At 58.7% G+C, this 21,069-nt stretch carries 16 protein-coding genes and 3 pseudogenes; 11 read left to right on the forward strand and 8 right to left on the reverse strand.

Features of this window, described 5'->3' with window-relative positions:
• The first annotated feature begins 63 nt into the window (after nucleotides 1-63).
• Both ATY80_RS01625 and ATY80_RS01630 read left to right on the forward strand, forming a co-directional pair.
• Nucleotides 64-1,224: pseudogene (locus ATY80_RS01625) on the forward strand (IS110 family transposase).
• 311 nt (nucleotides 1,225-1,535) lie between these two features.
• A pseudogene (locus tag ATY80_RS01630) lies at nucleotides 1,536-1,718 on the forward strand (transposase); the annotation flags it as partial.
• Nucleotides 1,719-2,179: 461 nt separating this feature from the next.
• Here ATY80_RS01630 and ATY80_RS01635 read toward each other — a convergent pair.
• Nucleotides 2,180-2,950: a glucose 1-dehydrogenase gene (locus tag ATY80_RS01635; protein WP_088691459.1), complete on the reverse strand. Its 771-nt coding sequence runs from the start codon at nucleotides 2,948-2,950 to the stop codon at nucleotides 2,180-2,182.
• An 830-nt stretch (nucleotides 2,951-3,780) separates the two neighbouring features.
• On the opposite strand from ATY80_RS01635, the gene ATY80_RS01640 reads away from it, so the two are divergent.
• Nucleotides 3,781-3,933 carry a hypothetical protein gene (locus tag ATY80_RS01640; protein WP_088690746.1) on the forward strand — a complete coding sequence of 51 codons (153 nt, stop codon included), beginning with the start codon at nucleotides 3,781-3,783 and terminating at the stop codon, nucleotides 3,931-3,933.
• A 119-nt stretch (nucleotides 3,934-4,052) separates the two neighbouring features.
• On the opposite strand, the gene ATY80_RS01645 is transcribed toward ATY80_RS01640, so the two are convergent.
• Nucleotides 4,053-5,459 (reverse strand): adenylate/guanylate cyclase domain-containing protein, encoded by a 1,407-nt coding sequence (locus ATY80_RS01645; RefSeq protein WP_088690747.1) that lies wholly within the window; start codon nucleotides 5,457-5,459, stop codon nucleotides 4,053-4,055.
• A gap of 324 nt (nucleotides 5,460-5,783) precedes the next feature.
• Between ATY80_RS01645 and ATY80_RS01650 the strand changes: the two genes are divergently transcribed.
• Complete coding sequence (locus ATY80_RS01650) at nucleotides 5,784-6,008, forward strand: hypothetical protein (protein ID WP_088690748.1); 225 nt, start codon at nucleotides 5,784-5,786, stop codon at nucleotides 6,006-6,008.
• A gap of 153 nt (nucleotides 6,009-6,161) precedes the next feature.
• On the opposite strand, the gene ATY80_RS01655 is transcribed toward ATY80_RS01650, so the two are convergent.
• Together ATY80_RS01655 and ATY80_RS01660 are read right to left on the reverse strand one after the other, a co-directional pair.
• Nucleotides 6,162-7,145, reverse strand: coding sequence for a L,D-transpeptidase (locus ATY80_RS01655; RefSeq protein ID WP_088690749.1), 984 nt, complete (start codon nucleotides 7,143-7,145; stop codon nucleotides 6,162-6,164).
• A 387-nt stretch (nucleotides 7,146-7,532) separates the two neighbouring features.
• Nucleotides 7,533-8,378 (reverse strand): methyltransferase domain-containing protein, encoded by an 846-nt coding sequence (locus ATY80_RS01660; RefSeq protein WP_088690750.1) that lies wholly within the window; start codon nucleotides 8,376-8,378, stop codon nucleotides 7,533-7,535.
• Between the two features lie 946 nt (nucleotides 8,379-9,324).
• On the opposite strand from ATY80_RS01660, the pseudogene ATY80_RS01670 reads away from it, so the two are divergent.
• Together ATY80_RS01670 and ATY80_RS01675 are read left to right on the forward strand one after the other, a co-directional pair.
• A pseudogene (locus tag ATY80_RS01670) lies at nucleotides 9,325-9,612 on the forward strand (alpha/beta hydrolase); the annotation flags it as partial.
• A gap of 62 nt (nucleotides 9,613-9,674) precedes the next feature.
• Nucleotides 9,675-11,612: a mechanosensitive ion channel family protein gene (locus ATY80_RS01675; RefSeq protein ID WP_088690752.1), complete on the forward strand. Its 1,938-nt coding sequence runs from the start codon at nucleotides 9,675-9,677 to the stop codon at nucleotides 11,610-11,612.
• Between the two features lie 107 nt (nucleotides 11,613-11,719).
• Here ATY80_RS01675 and ATY80_RS01680 read toward each other — a convergent pair whose 3' ends face one another.
• The 3 genes from ATY80_RS01680 to ATY80_RS01690 form a co-directional block, all read right to left on the reverse strand.
• Nucleotides 11,720-13,459 carry a TRAP transporter large permease subunit gene (locus ATY80_RS01680; protein WP_088690753.1) on the reverse strand — a complete coding sequence of 580 codons (1,740 nt, stop codon included), beginning with the start codon at nucleotides 13,457-13,459 and terminating at the stop codon, nucleotides 11,720-11,722.
• Nucleotides 13,456-14,064, reverse strand: coding sequence for a TRAP transporter small permease subunit (locus tag ATY80_RS01685; protein WP_245306762.1), 609 nt, complete (start codon nucleotides 14,062-14,064; stop codon nucleotides 13,456-13,458). Before ATY80_RS01685 ends, ATY80_RS01680 begins: the two co-directional genes overlap by 4 nt.
• Nucleotides 14,065-14,186: 122 nt before the next feature.
• Nucleotides 14,187-15,329, reverse strand: a complete 1,143-nt coding sequence (locus ATY80_RS01690; protein WP_088690755.1) for a TRAP transporter substrate-binding protein — start codon at nucleotides 15,327-15,329, stop codon at nucleotides 14,187-14,189.
• A gap of 400 nt (nucleotides 15,330-15,729) precedes the next feature.
• On the opposite strand from ATY80_RS01690, the gene ATY80_RS01695 reads away from it, so the two are divergent.
• The 4 genes from ATY80_RS01695 to ATY80_RS01710 all read left to right on the forward strand — a co-directional run bounded on the left by ATY80_RS01695 (nucleotide 15,730) and on the right by ATY80_RS01710 (nucleotide 18,360).
• Nucleotides 15,730-16,236, forward strand: a complete 507-nt coding sequence (locus ATY80_RS01695; RefSeq protein WP_088690756.1) for a hypothetical protein — start codon at nucleotides 15,730-15,732, stop codon at nucleotides 16,234-16,236.
• A 333-nt stretch (nucleotides 16,237-16,569) separates the two neighbouring features.
• A complete protein-coding gene (locus ATY80_RS01700; protein WP_088690757.1) occupies nucleotides 16,570-17,484 on the forward strand; it encodes a DnaJ C-terminal domain-containing protein in 915 nt (304 codons plus the stop codon).
• Nucleotides 17,485-17,486: 2 nt separating this feature from the next.
• Nucleotides 17,487-17,819: a chaperone modulator CbpM gene (locus ATY80_RS01705; RefSeq protein WP_088690758.1), complete on the forward strand. Its 333-nt coding sequence runs from the start codon at nucleotides 17,487-17,489 to the stop codon at nucleotides 17,817-17,819.
• Nucleotides 17,820-17,871: 52 nt separating this feature from the next.
• A complete protein-coding gene (locus ATY80_RS01710; RefSeq protein ID WP_088690759.1) occupies nucleotides 17,872-18,360 on the forward strand; it encodes a cupin domain-containing protein in 489 nt (162 codons plus the stop codon).
• Nucleotides 18,361-18,366: 6 nt separating this feature from the next.
• Here the strand turns inward: ATY80_RS01710 and ATY80_RS01715 are convergent, their stop codons facing one another.
• A complete protein-coding gene (locus ATY80_RS01715) occupies nucleotides 18,367-19,572 on the reverse strand; it encodes an ROK family transcriptional regulator (protein ID WP_088690760.1) in 1,206 nt (401 codons plus the stop codon).
• A gap of 221 nt (nucleotides 19,573-19,793) precedes the next feature.
• Here ATY80_RS01715 and ATY80_RS01720 point away from each other — a divergent pair, with 221 nt between their 5' ends.
• Entirely contained in the window at nucleotides 19,794-21,032 is a 1,239-nt protein-coding gene (locus tag ATY80_RS01720; RefSeq protein ID WP_088690761.1) for an extracellular solute-binding protein, read from the forward strand.
• Nucleotides 21,033-21,069 lie beyond the last annotated feature (37 nt).

Below are 21,069 nucleotides of genomic sequence, written 5' to 3' on the forward strand. Positions count from 1 at the left end.
TAGCGACCTGCGCTGTGGCAAAGTGAGGTTGCTAAGTGAAACACCGTACCCTGGAGGCCGAGCATGCCCGTTGCAGCTGAACGACCCGAAACGCCGAACGCTATCCATACCGATCTTGGCGCAATTTTCGTCTCATTGGAACTCAGCCGGTCGAAATGGCTGATCACCTCGCTGTCGCCGGGTGGCGGCGAGAAGATGTCCAAGCATGCGGTGGCGGCCGGCGATGTCGCCGGCATGCTGGCGCGGTTTGCCGAACTCAACAGGAAGGCCCAGGCGCGGACCGGGCGGTGTTATCCGATCATCGCCATCCAGGAGGCCGGGCTCGACGGCTTCTGGATCCACCGCGTGCTGCGGGCCGAGGGGATCGAAAGTCATGTCGTCGATCCGGCATCGATTGCAACCTCGCGCCGGCGGCGCAGGGCCAAGACCGATAAGATCGACGGCGAGGCGTTGGTGCGCGCGCTGCTCGCCTATAAGAGGGGTGAGCCGCGCGTGTGCGCGATGCTTCAGGTGCCGACGCCCTAGGAGGAGGACCGTCGCCGCATCTCGCGTGAGCGCAAGGCATTAACCAACGAGCGCGTACGCCACGCCAACCGCATCAAGGGTCTGCTTTTCAGCCAGGGCGTGTCAGGCTACGAGCCGATGCGCCGCGACCGGCGCAAACGGCTGCAGGCGCTGAAGACCGGCGACGGCCGTCCGCTGCCGGCATATCTGAAGATGCAGATCGGCCGGGAACTTGACAGGCTCGAGCTGCTGCTCGAGCAGATCAAGGCGGTTGAGGCCGAACGCGATGCCATGCTTGCTGCCGCTGAGGCTGTCTCGCCGGCACCGGCGATGCTGCTCAATCTGAAAGGCATCGGGCCGGAGTTCGCCACCGTCCTGTGGTCGGAGGGGCTGTCGCGTCACTTCGGCAACCGACGCCAGGTTGCCGCCTATGCGGGCCTTGCGCCGACGCCCTGGCAGAGTGGCTCGATCGATTACGACCAGGGGGTTTCGAAAGCCGGCAATGCAAGGCTACGCACGACGCTGATCCAGCTGGCCTGGCTGTGGCTACGCCATCAACCGCACTCGGCGCTCTCCTTGTGGTTCGAGGACCGGGTCAAGAATGGCGACCGCCTCAAGAAGACGACGATCGTCGCGCTCGCCCGCAAGCTGCTCGTTGCACTGTGGAAATATGTCAATGCCGGCGTCGTCATCGAAGGGGCAGTGATAAAGGCGGGCTGACTGGCACCTGCCGAACGTTAGACCTATTCCCATCCCCAGGGCCTGATCAGTCCTGACGGATCCAGGTAGGGCGGACCGGTGGCATTCCTGGCTTCACAAGCCGACATCAAGAATGGTCCCGCCCTCCTGAGCCCTTGCCCGCCGCAAGCGGGATATTGGTGCAGCCGTCCCGTGCGGCGACCGGATGTGAGGTTGATCAGGCTCGGATGTCGAGCCGCGTCATGCAATCGGGCTCAGACCATGGATGCCGCAAACAAGGAAACCTGCCAATGTCACCGTGACGCTACTGCTTGACTCAAACATCCCCATGTGAGGAATGCCAACTCGATCTCTACGCCGATCGCACCAGCGCCCACACCATGCACGCCAATCAACTGCGGCTCTGGTTCGCCTCGCTGGCATACGTCCTGATCTGCGCCCTGCGCCGCCTTGGCCTTGCCCATACCCGGCTTGCCGAGGCGACCTGCGGCACGATCCGGCTGAAGCCGATGGAGTGGTAAGGAACGCAGGGCGTTTTTCGAGTACGCGGCTGAATTTCTCTCTGCGGTAAGGACGGAGTACGCATCAAACGTCTCTTCCTTGTTGACGATAACCGGCTAAGAGCGTCCGTATTGTTCGGCTGAAGTCTGAAGGCCGTCTCAAGCTCAGTACAGGAATGCTGGCCAGACTTTTCGTAAGCGAGCAAGTACCCGAGGAGCCAATCCTCATGGGGCATCGGTCGCATCCAGTTGCACGGTCCCGATGGGCCAGCTCCAACCTCCGACCGGATCTCTTCTGGAGGCTCGATTGCTGTGGCCCGTAGCTGCCAGTGCAACAAAGCAAGCCAGCGCGAAGCCTGGGCATACTGGTTCACTTGAAAAGCGCCACCTCCCAAAAGGGCGACAGAAGCGGGCATGCCCGGGAAATTGTCGTTATCGTCTGCATAAAACTTACGCCACTGCGGGAGCGCCTCGTCTCAGGCGACTGACCATCCACCGTCCACCAGCAGGTTCGCGCCGGTGATCAGGCTCGCAGCCGGCGATGCAAGGAAGACAACGGCACCCACCACATCATCGGTTTCACCGATCCGGCCGAGTGGAATGTGACCGATCGTGGCGTTGCGATTGTCGGCGTCGGACAGAAAAGATGCTGTACCATCCGTGTGGATGAACGTCGGCGAAACGGTATTGACGGTGATATTATAGCGTGCCCATTCGGCTGCAAGACAGCGCGTGAGGTGATTAATTGCCGCCTTGCTCATGCAATAGATTGCCTCACCGCGCAGTGCCACAGTACCCGCCTGTGAGCTGATGTTGATGATCCGGCCCGCATTCCGCATGATCATGTGGCGACCGACTGCCTGCGTCATCAGAAAGGTACCCTTGATGTTCACATCGAGTATCTCATCAAGGTCCTTCTCCTCAACGAGTTCCGCGAGATTGCCCGGAGCCACACCGACGTTGTTGACGAGGACGTCGATCCGGCCGAAGGCCGTCAGCGCCGCGTCGACAGCCTGTGCGATATGGGCCTTGTTGGGAATGTCCAGTTTGACAGGGAGAACCTTTCGTCCCGCACCCTCGAGCTCGGCAACCAGGCCGACCGCGGCCGCGACATCGCGGACCCCCAAAACAATGTCGGAGCCTGCTGCGGCACAGGCATGCGCACAAGCTCGACCAATGCCCCGGCTTGCTCCCGTCACCAAAGTCACCTTGCCCTCGAGGCTGAAGTCCGGCGCCTTCTTCTGCATCATCGTGGCCTCCGTCGATTAAACGCTATTTATGGCAGCGTCGGCGTGCAGAAACCAGATGTTCAATGCACGCTGAGCGGCGTCCCTTGGGCCAATCGCGATATTCAAGGGCCGGCAGAGAGAGATTGAGCACCCAGCGTTACTTGGGCGTGCGCGCGCAAAAAACAGTTGGGACATTAAAACCGGTCTTTGAAATCAACTGATTACATAACGCGATCAAAAATGCGCGTGACGCCGCCTACGTGAGGGAGAAAGAGGGCTTGTGCGAGCTCGTCCTCGGGAATGAGGCCGTCCTTGGACGACCACGTCGATGAATGGAGTTGCGCCAGGCCCGCGCTCTTTCACGGCAAGCGGGAACCTTCGTGGTTCGTCATGAAACGCAGGCGTTTTTTTTCGATTATGCAGCAGATGCCACATTCGTGATACGAGGCATTTGCATTACTCCTGAAACTTCAATGCAACGGCATCATTTACGCCTCGGATTTAGAAGATGAACTACGGATGCAGTCGCAACATTGTCCGTGGACGCGACGATCACTGCTCGCGGCCAAACCACCATTGCGGCGTCGAGAAAGAGGCGCGCTTCAAGCTCCTGTTGCGACTTGCTAGAAGCGGGAGACCCGCCCGACGACTTGGATAAGTTGGTGAAGGCAAGTAAAAATCCAACAGATGTTGTCGCCGACCTGAAGGCTCTCGCGGGCCAATAGCCCATGCCAGGGCTCTACCGATTTTAGTAGATACCCCTATACGCTTCTTCGCAGGCCGGACCTTCGCAACCTATATCATACTTCCGCGTTTTCCCCGCTCGAGTTCTTTCTTTGGAGGATGTAATGATCCGCAAGCTGAAATCCGGCGCGTATCGACTCTATTCGCGCAAGGCTGATCCCAAGACCCATAAACGCAGAAACCTCGGCACATTCAAATCACGCGAGGAGGCCGAAAAACACGAGCGCGAGGTGCAGTATTTCAAGCGTCATGCCTGAACAACGGCTGTTTTAGGGTCCGCGAAAAGTCGCCTGAGGAGGCAATTTTCCAAAAACGCTTGGCGATGGAAAGAAGGTGGCAGTTAGCAGGACCTACGCAAGCTCGCCAGGACGCCGTCTCACGATAGGGCGAAAATCCTGACCTCCCGTCCTATGCCGTGAAGTTCCGCCATTCGGGAGACTGATGCGATGCCGCTGTCTCGCAGGATCTCCGAAACTTGCGCATCTTCGACAATCGCCTCCGTCGTCAGGATCACATTGGGATCAGCAAGGCCCTGCACGCGAGAGGCGATGTTGACAGTCTGGCCGAAGTAGTCCTGCCGATCGTTCAAGTTGACTGCGAGGCATGGTCCCTCATGGATACCGATCTTCAGCAAAAGATCGTCGCTACCATGTTCGGCATTTAACCGCAGCATCGCGTCGCGCATCCGAAGCGCCGCCGCCACCGCGCGGTCCGGAGTTGGAAAGGTCGCCATTACGGCATCGCCTATCGTCTTGACGACTGCTCCCGCCTCCGTAGCGACGATCTCGTGAAGAACCCTGAAATGCGCGCGCACCAGATCGAAAGCGGCAAGATCTCCGACCCGCTCGTAGAGTGCCGTCGAGCCTCTCAAGTCAGTAAAGAGGAAAGTCAGGCTTGTGATCTTGAGCCGCTGGTCGACGTCAAGCGTGTCGGTCCGGTAGATGTCACGGAAGCTCTGGTTTGTCAGTAGACGCTTGGCTGTCAGAAAAGGTCGCCTGCGACCCAGTAGATCGTGCAACTCGTCTCCTGCGACGCAGACATTCGGTAGCACTCTGCGATCGGTGTGGTTTTCGAGGGTGAGCCGCAGGGTTCCGGGGCGAAGGGCAAGCGTTTCGTTCGGTGCATGCCCGTAACTGATGCCCATTGAAAGGTTCTGACGCTCGTTGGTGGGTTCACCATTCACGTCGAGGAATTGCGCCAAGTGTGTTACCGCATCGAAGATGATGACGAATCGCGCTGGCAGTTGCAGTGAGACGAAAGCCTTCTCGCCTGGATTCAGCTCGATCATCTCCAACAAGATACTGGCAAATCTTTCTTCGAAGTTCTCCGGCAGGTCGACGCCAGAGCTGAAAAAGATTTGGCGGTAATATTCAAGGGGGGGTAGACGATCGGGTTCGTGGGCAGCAATCCTGCGTACTCTCGGACTTACCGTGAACGTTACCTCGACCATTTCGTCGAGGGTTGGCTCGTAACCGGCTGCGCATAGCGCGCAATGGTAGATTTCCCGGTCGACGGCTTTGAGAGTTGTGCCCGTGTCAAGGACGCCGCCACATCCTGGGCAAAGAACATTCCAGGTCATCTCGAATGCGCCTATGCGGGCTGCATGCAGAAGCGCCGCAATCACTTTCTCTTCATCGAGATGATGCCCATCAGCAAAGGCCAGCGCATTGATGCGATTGAGATCGCGATCCGACCCACGCAGGACGACCTTTTCGATGCAGTCAACCGTCTGCGGGTCAGCCGCCTGTCGCAGGGTGGCAAAAAGCACGTCCACTTCACTCATTAGACAGGTCTCTGTGCGCGTAACTACGACGGACGACGCGATCAGAGCGATTATACCACGGAACTTCCTGATGGAAATCTCCACGCCTGGAGGCTTGTCGCGTTCCCGATCTCGTTACCTGGATCGTCTGAATTTGCCACGGTCGTATGCAGTCGCGGATGCTGGACCTGAACCGTCCGCCCTCGCGTTTCGGGCTCGGTGAACCTTGCTGTGGCGCTTTCTGGTTCGTCCAAATTGGGGCAGATAACGGCCTGTTCGCGCGACCCGCGCTATTGAATACCGCGAGCGCTCCGCTACTTGCCTCCTTCTCGAAGGGAGACGGCCATGCAAGACACCGATCTTCTCATTCTCTCCAGGGCCGTGCAGCACTGGTACCTGTACTACGACATAGATCCGGATGACCAAGCATCGACCCTGCTTAACCGTGCAGCAATCGAACTTTTCGACCAAGGGCATCGCTCGGTGGAAGGCATCGCGACGATGTTGATCGAAAATTTCGTTGGCCCGTGGCCGGTGACGATGAACGCGCAGATGTCGAACACGATGTAGCCCGCCGCTGAGGCAAAGCTGCTCGTTTATAAATCTGGACGTCCTTCCAGGCGCAAGGACTGAAGAGATCACGACTGCCGCGGTAAGGCCCACCAAAATTCCTGTCGACGTGAATGCCGGAAAGATCATACTTCATGCAGCGCCTCGGGCGACTTATTCAGTAAACTCGACAACGACCCCCGGCCTGACCATCGCAGCTAATTCCTCGACGTCCCAGTTCGTCAGGCGAACACATCCATGCGACCCCACCTTGTCGATGAGGGAGGGCTCTGGCGTGCCGTGAATTCCATAAGTGGGCTCGGTCAAATCGATCCAGACTGTTCCCACAGGATTATTGGGACCACTTGGAAGCTTCAGAAGCTTGGTGTTCGTCCCCTGCTGGAAGTTCACTTTTGGATTGTAGATATAAGGGGGCATTCGTGCGACGCCCTTGACTTTGTGTTTCCCGGAGGGGGATGGAGTCTCGTCACTACCAATAGTGGCGGGATAGGCAGCAAGCAGCGATCCGTCCTCCGCAAATGCCAGAACTTGCCCCGCGCGCCTGTGTGCCTCGATCCGCTTGACGGTCCCTTTCTTCGCCTCGCCAGGTGCCGCAACCAACACGGTTGCTCCCACTGAAAATGCTGAGCCGGGATTCAGTGCCTTGAGAAGGTCGACATCCATGTGAAACCGCTCTGACAATTCTTCATCGACGCCAGTGTACGCAAGGCGCTTCATCTTGGCCTGTTTGGCGTAGTCCTTTGAAATGCGATCGACGAGTCCCTTGGCATCATCTGGGGAGATCACGTACGGCTCGATAACGGGTCGCCGATCTGAAAGTCGCTGGACGACGTCGGGATCCAGCTTTCCATCCATCGGTAGGTGCTGCATGGCCTCAAAGCCCGCGATCGCCTTGGTGAGGTTTTCCCCATTGTGACCGTCAATTACACCGGGAGAGGACCCGGCGCGATCGAGAAGTATCTGGAGACGGATAATAGCAGGGTCCGGTCGAACGGAATCATGTGACGACGGCCTGAGAGAAATAGTGTTTAACGCGGCATCGTTGATGACAGCCGCCTCCAGCTCCCGGGCACTTGTAGCGCCAGCCAGGGCAACTGCCAGTGAGGCCGCGAGTGCGATCGCTTTCTTCATGAGCATGAAATCTGACGCGAGCCAATTTGTTCCAGACTGCGGGTCGATATCGTTCAGGCGATGGGATGGCGGGCCTCTCCCGGTCGATTTTGGAGGCGGGATCTCAAAGGCAGTCAGCCAATACTGAACGGGACATTCTCCGAGATGCCAAACGACGACGCTCGATGACCTGTCAGAAACGTTGGTGCAGCACTTGCCTCACATCCGGGATGAGCCTGGATGACATAGGCCCGCTCAAGCAAGTCACGTCTTAAAGACCCGAAATGGGATCTCCAAGGGCGCTCGCGCGAGCGATCTCAAGAAAAGCAAGCACCGCGGTTGCAGCGATAAACCTGCGCCAGCTGCGCCAAAGTCTCCACCTCTCGTCTTCATCAGCCATTATCGAGCGACAGTCTAGCGCGTTCCGACAATGACAGTCGCGGTTGAACGAAGTTGCACCTGGCCATCCTGAGTTGACTGTCGCGCCAGTGCCAGAACGTCGTTGCGGATTTGCGCTTGCGTCGCTGCGTCGGCTCTCGCAAGCCCCGCCACAACGGGTGCTGCGATGTCCGTCATGAAATCCCAATATCTTTCCGGTGACTCGTGGGTCATGATGGACGAAACTTCCTCCTCGCTTAGATCTGTCAGACCGGCCTCTTCGAAGGTGGCGCGCATCAACCCAGACGGGGCGCAACGAAATAGCCCAGGCGATCCGGGGGGCGACGCAGGTATATCCACATGCCGAGTGATCGCGGACATGATCGTCGTTGCCCAGGGATTGTTCTCAGGTCCACTCCACACGGCCGCGCAAACGCGCGCGCCAGGCTTTGCCACGCGTGCGAATTCCCGAGCCGCGAGTGCCATATCGGGAAAGAACATGAAGCCGAACCGGCATAGAATACTGTCGAAACCTGCATTGGGAAAAGGAAGCGCGTTTGCATCGCAGACTTTGGTCTTAAAATTCGTCAGGCCCCGGCGAGCCGCATTCTCAGCGGCTACCGCCAGCATACGCTCGGAGAGATCCGTTACCGTCACATTCCCATGCGGCAGCATCGCTGCCGCGGTGAGCCCGGGTTCGCCCGTTCCCGCGGCAACGTCAAGCACATGCGCGTCGTTGCGCAAGTTCGAGAGCCTGAGCATCGCATCACCAAACGGGGCAAGCCAGCCAAGGACCAGTTCGTCCCATTTCCTCCATCCGGTGGAAAAACGATCCCATGTATCGCGTTGCTGATCGCGGATCTCATCGAAGCTTCCAGGCATGCCCGTCCCTCCCTCAGTGATTGAAATTCCCTCATCGGATTGCCCACTATGAACCGTGTGGACCAAGTTACAATCAAATTGAGGTGGCCACAGGATGCACGCTGCCCAGATCGAGAACACACCGTCATGCCGCCAAATGGTGATTTGAGGAACAAGCGCTGCTCGCTTCTCGGTCCCAAGCAGCCATCCCATCGCACAATGGCCAGGAATGATAAAATGTCCAAGAGTTGTGGCCGTGCAGCTCTGATGGAACTTCCTTCGATCTCCAGCCGTCCAGCGTCGGATGAAGATGATGACAGGCCGGCGACATCCAGGCCAAACGTGGCCACCGTCGATCCCGCCTCGCTGGACACTCCATTACGATCTTCGTTGAAGTCGAGGTCATCAGCGAGATGGCGGACAAGATCGAGCCAAGCGCGAGTTCGCGTCGACCGTGGAAATCCAGCAGTGCTATTATGCCACCGAGGAAGTGGACTTTGTGCTTATGATAATCGTGGCGAACATGGCCGAGGTTCCGTGGTGCGGATTAAGGGCCGGATTGGATGTGTACATTCGATCACCTGACCACTCGCAGTGGCGCAAAGTTGCCGTCAATGATGCCTCCGAAAATTGCGGGCAGCCGCGAGCGAGTTCGAAGACGTTGCCGGGCAAGGCCGCCGTCGCAAGCATCGTCTCGTATAGCCAACCGGCGTAACAATTCGGCACCAGGCGGCATGCAGGCGCACAGATATTACGTGATGTTACAGGCCACACGGCAGGCCACGTGCTAGCGTTCAGCTTTGAAGAGCCCTCTCCTAAGCGATAGCTGGAATGCATGATAAAACGTAATGTCCCTTTTCTTCTCCTTCTCCTGATAAGTTACGGACACCCGAACGGCGTGATGATGACGGCGGTGCCAGTCTCGGATTCGGTTCCCCCAAGGTCCAATGTCGAGATGCTTGTTGCGTCGAGAGCAGAGATCACAGCCTGCCAGTACGGCAAGGAAAGCACGAATTATTCGCGCACCGGCCTAGAGCACGCTCTGCGCATGCTGGCCACCATTTTGGGTCGCTCGATGAGAACCGGGCTCGCCATGGAATCGCTCCGACAAATGAGGATACGTGATGGCCACGTGAATTCGAAGATTCACAATGTGATCCTCACCTCTCAAGATATCAATATCCAGGTCTTCGCCAAGCAGTATGTGGAGATCGGCAAAGCACATCCAAAGTTTACGATCTTCGTGTCCCAGGATGGCCACGGCCGGCCGACGAAACGATCTGAAGCAGCAACAACTGACGCAGCAGGAGATTCAGCATGAAATGGTTTCTGTCTTTCGTCGCCAGTCTCTTCTTGGCCTTCAATGCCTTAGCGCAAACCCCGACGACTGTGGTCCCACAAGCGAAGATCGACGAACTCGTGCGCCTCCTGCAGGACCCCGATGTGCAGGCGTGGCTCAACAGCCGAAAAGAGACCGGCGCATCCGGGGCGAGCGCTGCTGCATCGACGGGGACCTCGCATCTGGCCAAATGGGAAGCCGCCGCGCGCGCGCGCGTCAGCGAAATTCTGGCTGCGATACCTTCAATCCCGACGGAAGTGGGAGCGGCCGCGACCCGCGCACGGCACGATGCCACAAGCAGGGGCTATGCACCGGTCTTCATCATATTTGGCGGGCTGGTCGCGCTCGGCCTGCTCGCCGAGGGACTGTATCGCAGACTGGCTGCGCCCAGCGCGACCCTCCATGGCCGGCTGGCCCCGGTTGGCATTTTCGCAGGCGCCATGGCGATCGTATTCTTCGCGGTGGAATGGCCGCCTCTCGCCCGTGTCACTTTGCTTGCCTACCTCGGCGCATTCATCCTGTTTCGCCTGGCGCTCACATTTCTATCCGCCGCCGGTATCCGGGCGTCTTTGCGCGCACGGTTGACGATCCTCATCGGGATTGTTTGCTTCGCCGTTGCCACGGCAGCCGCCGGAGAGGCCCTTGGCGTCCCACCGCTCGTCTCGGCCGCGCTCAGCTACTGCTTTTCGGTTGTCGGACTGCTTTTCGCGATCGAGGCTGTGTGGGCTACATCACAGCGACCTCGACCGTGGAAAGCGGCCGTGGCGGCTTTCCTCGTCCTGTTGTGGGTCATCTGGTGTCTCGACATGAGAGGCCTTTTTTGGATCGGCATCTACGTGCTCGTGCTGCCGGCGATACTCAATGCCGTTGGACGCGCGGCAGCGTCCTTCACCCCTGATCCCGGCAGCCTGCGTGGTGTCTTGATCGTCCGGGGTGCACGGGCTGCGGTTATCGCACTCGCGGTCGGATGGCTGGCGCTTGTTTGGCATCTCAATCCGGACACGTTGGGTCAGCGCGATCCGATCATCGTCGCCTTGTTCTATGGCGGCCTGAAAAGCGTTCTGATCCTAGTGGTGGCGGACTTGCTTTGGCAACTGGCCAGAGGCTGGATCGACCGAACGTTGCAAGGGGCGAGCGATACCACGTCGCTTGCGCCGGCCGACGCGGCCCGACGTGCGCGGTTCCGCACGCTTCTTCCGATCTTTCGCAATGCGTTGGCTGTCATTGTAGCGGTGATGGCGGGTTTGATCGTGCTGGCACAGATGGGCGTGCAGATCGGGCCGTTGATCGCGGGAGCTGGGATTTTTGGCGTCGCCATCGGTTTTGGCTCGCAGACGCTCGTCAAGGATGTGATCAGCGGAGTGTTCTATATGCTCGACGACGCCTTCCGCGTCGGGGAATATATTCAGGCCAAGGACTATAAAGGGACCGTGGAGGGTTTCAGCCTGCGATCGGTACGCCTTCGTCATCATCGAGGGCCGGTGTTCACGGTTCCGTTTGGCGAGCTGGGAGCTGTCGAGAACATGAGCCGCGACTGGGTCATCGACAAGTTCAGGATCACGGTCGGTTTCGCCACGGATATAGAAAAGGCACGCAAGCTGACCAAAAAGATCGGGGCCGAGCTGAAGGATGATCCGGAACTCGGAAAACTTTTCATCGAGCCCTTGAAAATGAAAGGTGTCGAGGAGTTTGGCGACTACGGGATAGTCTTGAGCTTTGCCATGACCACGGTTCCAGGCATGCAGACCTACATCCGCCGCAAGGCCTACGCCAAGATTCGCGAGGTGTTCCTGGCAAACGGGATCGCTTTCGCTCAACCAACGGTGCAGGTCGGAGGGGATGACAAGGATGGTGGCGCCGCCGCCGCCCAAGCGATCCGCGCGCAGCAGGCCAGCTCCGCGACCCTGGTGAAGTGAACGCGCGAGAAATGGGCCTGTTGCGATGCGACAGCAAGACGGAAGCACTGCGGGCCAACACGGGCGGCAACGCCCTGTGGCTTGGTCATGATGCGGACGAGCCTTTTTCATCCGTACAGGTAGCGTGGGAGCCATAGGGTCAGACCCGGCCAGAAATACATGATTACCATGCAAAGAATGACGATCAGCATGTATGGCATCATCCCCGCGAAGATCTGGTTCAAGGTGACGTGAGGGGGCGCAACGCCCTTAAGGTAATATGCCGACATAGCAACGGGCGGCGACAGGAACGCCGCCTGCAAATTGACGAAGACGAGCACGCCCCAAAGTATCGGATCAATGTTGAAGTGCCTGAGCATTGGCAGGAAGATCGGGACGAAAATGATAATGATTTCGGTCCATTCGAGTGGCCAGCCAAGAATGAAGATGATCGCCTGCGACAGGATCATGAACTGCACGGGCGTCATATCGAGCGCCAGCACCCACTGCTCGATAAGCGCCTGGCCGCCGAGAATGGCGAACACGGCGGAAAAGAGTGCCGAGCCGACGAAGAGCCAGCAGACCATCGCCGTGGTCTTCGCAGTCAGGAACACCGCCTCTTTTGTGCGTTTCCAATTGAGCGTCCGAGCCTGGAATGCCAGAAGGAAGGCTCCGGCGGCGCCGACCGCAGCAGATTCGGTGGCCGTCGTGATGCCGAACAAGATGACCGCAAGCACGACGATCGTCAGGATCGCGAGCGGCATGACGGACGAAGCCAGTAGCTTTACAACCTGCAGCCGCTCGGCATTCATTTTCCTGTAGTAGCGTACAAGTACCGCCGCCGCGATGAGAGCAATGATGCCGAATGTCAGGTAGAAACTGGTTGACGGCCCGTCTACCACCGCCGGGCCGGCATCGGCTGCGGGTTCGCCGAGCTCTTCCAGCCCTTCAGGCGCTAGCGTCGTCGATGCCTGCGGGTGGATGACGACATACCACCAAACAAGAGCCAGGGTGGAGGCCGTCAGGCAGAACGGCACGAGCGCGGCACAGGCATTCTTGACTAGCTTCCAAAAGGTTAGCGGTCCATTGCCCGTCTCGATCGCCATTGCCTTTGATGGCGAGATTAACGCGCGAAAAAGCCCGACGAGCATGTTGTTCGAATAGAGCACCTGAAAGCGCCGCATCCAGGCTTCCACCGGAACCCTCGTCTGCTCCTCCGGCAAGGCTGGCGCGATCTTCGGGCTGATCATCGCCCAGGAAAGAACGTAGAAGAGATAGAGAAGCGCCAGGAAGAAGCCCGGAAACATCGTGGCGGCATAGAGCTTGACGACCGATTGTCCCGCGACGGCGGCGTAGACGATGATCATCACCGATGGCGGGATCAAAATCCCCAATGTTCCCCCGGCAGTGATCACTCCGGAGGCAAGCTTGACGTCATAGCCGGCGCGCAGCATCGGGCTCATCGCGATAACGCCCATCAAAACGACGACAGCGCCGACGAGGCCGCTGGCGATCCCCCAGAAGGTGCATATGATCAGCGTCGCGACGGCGAGTGAGGCGGGTACCCGCCGGAAAGAAAGCTGGATGCTGTAGAACATCTTATCGACCAACGCACCGCGCTCCATCACGTAGCCCATCAGCACGAAAAGCGGGATGGAAACGAGCACGTCATTGGTCATCGCGCCATAGGTGCGCTGGACCATCAGGTCAAAGACGCGATTGTCGATCCAGTGCTCGGCCGGATTGTAGAATGCATAAAAGCCGAAGAGCATGCCAAGCCCCATCAGCGTGAAGGCTGTCGGGAACCCCATCACGATAACGACCACGATGAGAGCCAGCATCGTCAGTCCAAGGAAGGGATCGCTCACGTCTTGATGTCTCCATCCCGAGCCCGTTGCCGGGCCGCCCTGTCGATATCCTGAGCACGCCCGATCGCGGCGTCGCGTGTCTGCGCATCTACATGCTCGCTGTGGGCAAGCTGCTCGGCGACGACGTCAATCTCTTCCACATCCTTGAGGCGGGCGGGCCATTGGCCGGTTCTCAGGCAGACGATGCAACGCGTGATCTCGGCCAGCCCCTGAAGCATGACGAGCGCGCCCGCTATCGGAATAACGGTCTTGAAATAATAGATCGGCGGGCCTTCGGCTGTAACCGTCGAATGCTCGCCGATCCGCCAGGATAGCGCCGCATAGTCATAACCGGCATAGATGAGCGCGGCGACGCCGGGCAGGAAGAACAGGATATAAAGAATGAGATCGAGGGTCGCCTGAATTCGAGGGCGCAACGAGCTGTAGAGAAAATCGCCGCGGACATGAGCGTTTTGTGCCAGCGCATAGGCTCCGGCCAACATGAACAGGGTGCCGTACAACATGTTGGTGGCGTCGAATATCCACGCCGTCGGCATGTTCATGATGTAGCGCTTGAACACTTCGGTGCACACGAGCGTCATCAGCGCGATGATCAGCCAGGCCATGGCTTTGCCGACCCATATGCTGATCGCGTCGACCCTGATGAGAAACTGCTGAACGCCCACGGCTGCCCCCGAGATCGCCGACCATCTTCGTCAAGAAACATCATCGCTGACCAGCGATGATGTCATAGGTCCTTCGCAACTCCATTGCGGCCGAAGTAGTGATCGAAGGCTATCCGGCGGTTGACAAGGGTGTCCTGCTCCCAACGCGTTGCGCGATCTGCAAAGGCGATCTGGGACTCGATGACCTCCTTAAACAACGGGTTCTCCGCCGCCTTCTTCTTCACAACCTCGTCGTAGATTTCCAGTTGCCTTTTGAGGATCGCCTCCGGCGTCTTGTAGAACTTGACCTTGTCGACCGTCTGCATCTCGAAATAGTCTTTGGAATAGCGGTCGATCGCCTTCCAGTGCATGTCCTGGGAAGCTGCCTCTGTTGCGTTGGAGACGATCGCCTTCATCTGATCGGGCAAAGCATCGTATTTCGTCTTGTTGAACAGCACCTCGAACTGCTCGGCATTCTGGTGAAAGCTCTGCAACATGCAGATTTTGGAGACGTCGGGAAAGCCGAGGGCCCGATCGGACGAAGCGTTGTTGAATTCGGCCGCGTCCAACAGCCCGCGGTCCAATGCCGCGACGATTTCGCCACCTGGCAGGGCGTTGACCGCGGCACCGAGGCCGGTGAAGACATCAATGGAGATGCCGACGGTGCGAAATTTCAATCCCTGGAAATCCTCGATCTGGGCCACCGGCTTCTTGAACCAACCGAGCGGCTGTGTCGGCATAGGGCCGTAGAGGAACGAAACGACATTCGCCCCGATCGATTGATAAAGCTTTTCGAGTATCTGCTTGCCACCGCCATATTTGTGCCAGGCGAGCAACATGTTGGCATCCATAGCAAAGCCTGGTCCCGATCCCCACAGCGCAAGGGCCGCCTGCTTGCCATAATGGTAGGAAACCACGCCATGCCCGCCATCGAGCGTTCCTTTGGAGACAGCGTCGAGCAGACCGAAGGCCGGCACCACTGCACCTGCCGGCAGCACTTCTATTTTGAGATCGCCGCCGGTCATGTCAGTGACCTTTTTTGCGAAATCAAGCGCGAATTCGTGAAAGATGTCCTTCGACGGCCAGGTGCTTTGCCAACGCATGTTGACTGGCCCCTGCGCCGCGACGACGCTGGGAGCTGCGACCATCGCCCCCCCGGCCACGACTGCGCCGCTTAAGAATTTGCGACGCGAGGTCTTTGTCTTGACTTGGGATGTCGGTCTCATCTTTTCCTCCCAAAAGCACGGGCCTCAAAGCCCGATGCGGTTTTTTCCATATCCTGCTCATAAGCCTGTGTTTTAGTGCCTGATGATACTCCCGCGTAAGCCCTAAGCAAAGCTCGCCGATCGCTTGCAAAATTGGCGGCGGATCCAAGGCAATGGAGGCCGATCCGGCTGGTGGATGCGGTCTGGACGACGAGCGTATCGACCTGTTTTGCCCGGAACTCGTGATGGCTGACGGTGTGAACCGATGAGCGTCGCTCGTTGAAGTTGGGCCTTCATGAAAGAGTTTGGCGAAATCACTTGCGTTCGGGCATCACTTCAGGACATTTTGGCTGATCTCGACGCCCGAGAGGAACTTTGAGGCATTCTGAGGCATTCTTGATCATCTCCGTGGGAGGACGTCATGAAGTGCTGCCAACGTGCGGGGGTGACCGCGCTTTTCTGCCTTGTCAGCGCAGGCGCATATGCCGATGAGGCTCCTTTTCTCCAGTCGCTTTCCGGCGAGTGGACGGGCGGAGGCATGATGAAGCGCACGACCGCCTCGTCCCCGATCAACCTCAGTTGCAGTTTCAAGACACAGGCGAATGGCGAGGCGCTTTCGATGAAGGGTACGTGCCGCGGGATGATCGTCATTACAAGACCGGTGTCGGCCAATATAATCGTTAGCGGTACTCAATATGCCGGCAGCTACGTCGGCCCGTCAGGAGGCGTATCTGGCCTTCATGGAAGCCGACGCGGCGATGCCATCAATCTCGCGGTACGCTGGTCAAAGGTTATAAACGGCGACCGAAGCGCCAACATGACCATCCAGCGTGTCGATGCCAACGCGATCCGGATCCGAACGGTCGACCAGGACCCGGCATCCGGCCAGCAAGTGGTGACTAGCGAGATCAACCTGCAGCGTGACTAGGCGACGTTTTAGCCCTCGAAGACTATCCCTACACCACTTGCCGAACCGAAGCCTGTGGCGGCGTTGGTTTGAGGAAGCCGACTAACATCAGGACGATCGTCAACCCGAAGACAAGGCCATCTCGACCAGGTTCAACCCTTCGACGACTCGTGGATGAGGGCGTAGCCTGGCAACGAGCGCATGTTGCTATCAGGCATCAGGTCATTCAGCTCCGTACGCGTTGAATTTGATCATTCCGCAACCCGCTAATACAACCTCTCGTCCTAGCCGCGGTGCAAACCTATATAGATGAAAAAATGCCGGTGATTTTTGCCGGCTGAACCGGAGACATGCATGAGCCGCGATCCATACGAGCTTCTCGGCGTGAACAAAGACGCCACGCAGAAAGAGATTCAAAGCGCATTTCGTAAGCTCGCCAAGAAACTCCACCCTGATCTCAACCCTGGCGATAAGAAGACAGAAGAGCGATTCAAAGAGATTTCCGCCGCCTACGAACTTTTGAGCGACGAGGAAAAACGCGGACGCTTCGATCGCGGCGAGATCGACATGAGCGGCGCCGAGCAGCAGCAGCGCCACTACTATCGCGACTATGCCTCAGCTGCCAACGCCGGCAATCCTTACCACAACAGTGCGGGTTTTGCCGATTTTGGCGACAGCGACGACATCTTCTCGAGCTTCTTTTCGCGACGGGCACGCGGCGGTGAATTTCGCGCACAAGGCCAGGACCGCCATTACTCGATGGAGGTGGATTTCCTTGGCGCCATCAACGGCACGAAAACGCAGATCCGCTTGCCGGATGGGCCGGCGCTCGACCTGCAGATCCCACCGGGAACGCGTGACGGCCAGACGCTCAGGCTTCGAGGCAAAGGCGAGCCCGGCATCGGCGGCGGTCCATCCGGAGATGCGCTTGTCGAAATTCGCGTGCGCTCGCATCGCTTCTATATTCGTGATGGCGACGACATTCGCTTTGATCTGCCGATTACACTCGCAGAGGCGGTGCTCGGTGGCAGGGTGCGTGCGCCGACGCCCTCGGGTCCTGTCAACCTTACATTGCCGCCGCACTCGAACACCGGGAAGATCCTGCGCCTGAAGGGCAAGGGCGTTGCGAAGAAAGGCGGCGGCGCTGGCGACATCTACATCTCGCTGAAAGTCGTGCTGCCGGACGCACCCGATCAGCAACTGAGCGATTTCATGACCGGCTGGGCGGCTGGCAAACAGCAAGATCCGAGAAAGGACATGGGAGAATAGCCATGGATGATCTTGAATTTCGCCGTTTCCTGAAGATCGATGTGAGGGTGCTTGAGGTCTGGGTCGAACAGGGATGGCTATTGCCACAGATGCGTGACGGCGCTCGCAATTTTCGCGATACCGATGTGGCCCGCGCGCAGCTCATCCTCGATCTGACGCGGGACATGGGCGTCAACGACGCCGGCGTCGACCTCATCATGGATCTGATAGATCAGATCCATGGGCTGCGTGGAACGCTTCGGGAAATGCTCGCGGCCATGGAGGAGCAGGACGAGGAGGTGAAGCGCAGGCTGCGCGGCAAGCTCGATGAGCTCTGTGGCATCCACGGCCTCTAGCCGATAGCCGTAAGCGCCATCGCCGGACCTGATTGCCTGACGGAGATGAAAAATGACCGAGAAACAGCAGGATCACGACCACAGCCATCGGACCGACTGGCGCGAGCATGGCGTAAAGGTCATTCCGGGCAATTCGCTCGACCCCAATACCGCGCAGACACCGGGCATGAACCGGGCGACGGCGATCAATCACGCACGTGCCGGGGCCGAGAAGATATGGGCCGGTACCGTTACCATCCATGCGAATGCGAAGACAGGCGCCCACCACCACGGTGATCTCGAAAGCATCATCTATGTGGTGGCGGGAAGGGCGCGCATGCGCTGGGGCGAACATCTCGAATTTGCGGCGGAAGCCGGCCCCGGGGATTTCATCTATGTGCCGCCCTACGTCCCGCATCAGGAAATCAATGCCAGCCGCGACGAGACACTGGAATGCGTCGTCATACGATCAGGTCAGGAGCCGGTGGTCGTCAATCTCGATATCGAACCGGTCGAACGGCCGGAGGACGTCGCATGGATCGACCCGATCCATCGGTCCTAACCGCCCTCAGAGCGAGCCCTTGAGAATGGCGGCAAAGCTCGGATCGAAGGCGCGGCTGATCGGGTCGGCGGCGGCGCCAAGGGCAACGGCCCAGGGATCGGTGATGCCAAGCTGAAGGCGAGGAATGACGCGGTCGTTGCGATCGGCGATCGACGGCGCCAACGGGTGCATCGCCTCGACCAGACGTCGCGCCAGGGCCTCCGGCGCACCACCACAGAGTATCACGGTCTGGGGATCAAAGATCGATTCGATGAGATGCACGCTCCAGCGCAGATCCATGACCGCCTCCTCGATCCAGCTCTTTATTCTCGCATCATCCTTCAGCGCCAGTTCGTTGAGCATCTGATAGAGGTCGGGATCTGACGGATCGATCGCCAGATGCTGGTAGAGCGAAGCAAGCGAGGCGCGATGTTCAAGCGGCGTCGGGCTGCCGCTTGCCGAAAGCAGGGCCATGCCGATTTCGCCGGCGTTGCCATTGGCGCCGCTGTAAAGTTCCCCGCCGAGGATCAGACCGGCACCGATGCCGTAACCAAGATAGAGGCAGACGGCATGGTCAAGCCCATGGGCAGCACCGACCATGCGCTCTGCCGTGGCACATGCTGCCGCGTCGTTCTGCAGGCGAACGCCAAGCCCGGTGCCTGCCGCGAGCGTTTCCTTGAGGGGAAACGTCTGCCATGCGGCCATCATCCAGGGATCGTCGCCAGCGGTCTCGATCCCGAACGGGCCAGGCATTGCAACACCCAAACCAACCAGCCGCCGCTCCGATTGAGCGACAAGCCCGGCAAGATCGCGGCGAACCGTCTCAATCAGCCCCAGAATAACCCCTGCACCGCGTGAAGGCCCGTCGGCTGGCAGGTTGGCCTCTGCCCGGGTCAGGACATTGCCGACAAGATCGACGGCGATCGCCCGGGTTACATGACGGTCGATCTGCAAACCGATCGCAAACGCCCCTTCCGGCACCAGCCGATAAGGTGTCGACGGCTGCCCCCTGCCCTTGCGGACAGCCTGTTGCGCGGTGACCAGGCCTTCCTGTTCGAGTTCGTCGATGATGTTCGACACGGTCTGCTTGGTGAGCTTCGTGGCACGCGCCAGGTCTGCTCGCGAGAGCGCTCCGTTCATCCTCAGGGCATCCATCATCACCCGCCTGTTGTGGGCGCTGGTGCCTTCGTGATTGGTGCCGCTCTTTGCCCGTATCGGGCGCGTGTCGTTCATTCCGAATTCCCTCTTGACAGCAGTAGAAGATTGAAGAAGAAATAAGTCAAGACAATTGACTTAATAAGGAACCGAAGAGTTCCAGGGAACGAAAGGAGCCGGGAAACGGCTCTGACGACGCTCTGAGACTGGCTGCTGGCTCACCGGCGCCTTTTTTACAACTGATGGCGGCGAAAGCCGCCCTTGGAAAACGGGTGAATGTCAAAAAACTGGAGGCTGGAATGTTGAAAACCTTACACAAGACGCTGCTCGGCGCGGCGTTGATCGGTGCATCCTTTGCGTCGCACGCCTTTGCCGAGACCACGATCAATGCGCTGTTCATGGCGCAGGCGGCCTATAGCGAAGCCGACGTCCGCGCCATGACCGATGCCTTCTCAAAGGCGAACCCGGACGTCAAGGTCAATCTGGAATTCGTCCCTTATGAGGGCTTGCATGACAAGACTGTCCTCGCGCAGGGTTCGGGCGGTGGCTATGACGTCGTCCTCTTCGACGTCATCTGGCCGGCCGAATACGCAACCAACAAGGTCCTGGTCGACGTCTCCTCACGCATTACCGATGAGATGAGGAAGGGCGTCCTGCCTGGCGCATGGACCACGGTCCAGTATGACGGCAAATATTACGGCATGCCGTGGATCCTGGACACCAAGTATCTTTTCTACAACAAGGAAATCCTTGAAAAAGCTGGCATCAAGGCGCCGCCAAAGACGTGGGACGAGCTGAGCGAGCAGGCAAAGACGATCAAGGACAAGGGTCTTCTTGCAACGCCGATCGCCTGGAGCTGGTCGCAGGCCGAAGCCGCCATTTGCGACTACGCAACACTCGTTAGCGCATACAAGGGCGATTTTTTGAAGGACGGCAAGCCCGCTTTCCAGAATGGCGGTGGTCTAAACGCGCTGAACTACATGGTATCCAGCTACAAATCCGGCCTAACCAACCCGAACTCCAAGGAATTCCTGGAAGAGGATGTGCGTAAGGTCTTCGAAAACGGCGATGCCGCTTTTGCGTTGAACTGGACCTACATGTACAACATGGCGAATGATCCGAAGGACAGCAAGGTCGCAGGCAAGATCGGCGTCGTCCCGGCTCCCGGCGTGGCGGGCAAGAGCGAGGCATCGGCGGTCAACGGCTCGATGGGCCTTGGCGTCACGACCGCCAGCAAGCATCCGGAAGAGGCTTGGAAATACATCGCCTTCATGACCTCGCAGGCAACGCAGAACCAGTACGCCAAGCTCAGCCTGCCGATCTGGGCCTCTTCCTACGAGGACCCGGCGGTGACCAAGGGCCAGGAGGAACTGATTGCTGCAGCCAAGGTCGGCCTCGCAGCGATGTATCCTCGCCCCACGACACCGAAGTATCAGGAGCTTTCGACGGCTTTGCAGCAGGCGATCCAGGAATCCCTGCTTGGCCAGGCCTCGCCGGAAGATGCCCTGAAGACGGCTGCCGAAAACAGCGGCCTTTAGGCAATAGAGCCGGCCAGACGGCGATTGCCGCCTGGCC

The organism is Rhizobium sp. R711 (assembly GCF_002211365.1).
In the GTDB taxonomy this organism is placed as follows: domain Bacteria; phylum Pseudomonadota; class Alphaproteobacteria; order Rhizobiales; family Rhizobiaceae; genus Rhizobium.

Bases quoted from the DNA above. Each gene is read 5' to 3' on its own strand.
- ATY80_RS01635 (WP_088691459.1), bottom strand. From the start codon at position 2,950: ATGCAGAAGAAGGCGCCGGACTTCAGCCTCGAGGGCAAGGTGACTTTG.
- ATY80_RS01640 (WP_088690746.1), top strand. From the start codon at position 3,781: ATGATCCGCAAGCTGAAATCCGGCGCGTATCGACTCTATTCGCGCAAG.
- ATY80_RS01645 (WP_088690747.1), bottom strand. From the start codon at position 5,459: ATGAGTGAAGTGGACGTGCTTTTTGCCACCCTGCGACAGGCGGCTGAC.
- ATY80_RS01650 (WP_088690748.1), top strand. From the start codon at position 5,784: ATGCAAGACACCGATCTTCTCATTCTCTCCAGGGCCGTGCAGCACTGG.
- ATY80_RS01655 (WP_088690749.1), bottom strand. From the start codon at position 7,145: ATGCTCATGAAGAAAGCGATCGCACTCGCGGCCTCACTGGCAGTTGCC.
- ATY80_RS01660 (WP_088690750.1), bottom strand. From the start codon at position 8,378: ATGCCTGGAAGCTTCGATGAGATCCGCGATCAGCAACGCGATACATGG.
- ATY80_RS01675 (WP_088690752.1), top strand. From the start codon at position 9,675: ATGAAATGGTTTCTGTCTTTCGTCGCCAGTCTCTTCTTGGCCTTCAAT.
- ATY80_RS01685 (WP_245306762.1), bottom strand. From the start codon at position 14,064: ATGGCCTGGCTGATCATCGCGCTGATGACGCTCGTGTGCACCGAAGTG.
- ATY80_RS01690 (WP_088690755.1), bottom strand. From the start codon at position 15,329: ATGAGACCGACATCCCAAGTCAAGACAAAGACCTCGCGTCGCAAATTC.
- ATY80_RS01695 (WP_088690756.1), top strand. From the start codon at position 15,730: ATGAAGTGCTGCCAACGTGCGGGGGTGACCGCGCTTTTCTGCCTTGTC.
- ATY80_RS01700 (WP_088690757.1), top strand. From the start codon at position 16,570: ATGAGCCGCGATCCATACGAGCTTCTCGGCGTGAACAAAGACGCCACG.
- ATY80_RS01705 (WP_088690758.1), top strand. From the start codon at position 17,487: ATGGATGATCTTGAATTTCGCCGTTTCCTGAAGATCGATGTGAGGGTG.
- ATY80_RS01710 (WP_088690759.1), top strand. From the start codon at position 17,872: ATGACCGAGAAACAGCAGGATCACGACCACAGCCATCGGACCGACTGG.
- ATY80_RS01715 (WP_088690760.1), bottom strand. From the start codon at position 19,572: ATGAACGACACGCGCCCGATACGGGCAAAGAGCGGCACCAATCACGAA.
- ATY80_RS01720 (WP_088690761.1), top strand. From the start codon at position 19,794: ATGTTGAAAACCTTACACAAGACGCTGCTCGGCGCGGCGTTGATCGGT.